A 391-nucleotide genomic window follows, 5' to 3' on the forward strand; every position below is an offset into this window, starting at 1 on the left:
CAATTAATACATCATTGTCTTCTGCCGCGTTCACAATACCGTCGGTTTCGATTGGCGTGGTGATGGTTAATGCACTTGGTGCAATATTATCTAACGAGATACTCTGAGTCGCTGCAGTTGAGGTATTGCCTGCTGTATCTGCTTGCGTGGCGGAAACAGTTAACGTGCCATTATTTAAACCACTAACATCTAACTCGCTGTCGCTAAGCGTCCAGTTGCCACTGCCATTAGCTGTCACGGTACGACTGACTGAATTATTGTTGTCGGTGATGGTGACCGTCACACTGTTGCCGGCTTCTGCGCCTGAGCCTGCTATTAATACATCCGCATCTTCCGCTGCATTAACAATACCATCTGTTTCTATTGGTGTGGTGATTGTCACCGCACTTGG

Annotated in this window: 1 protein-coding gene; it reads right to left on the bottom strand. The window is 47.3% G+C overall.

The window, feature by feature from the left end; genetic code table 11:
- Positions 1 to 391, bottom strand: a 391-nt coding sequence (locus DS2_RS19460) for an Ig-like domain-containing protein (RefSeq protein ID WP_035016755.1), incomplete at both ends; no start/stop codon positions are given.

This window comes from Catenovulum agarivorans DS-2 (assembly GCF_000568405.1).
In the GTDB taxonomy this organism is placed as follows: Bacteria; Pseudomonadota; Gammaproteobacteria; order Enterobacterales; family Alteromonadaceae; genus Catenovulum; species Catenovulum agarivorans_A.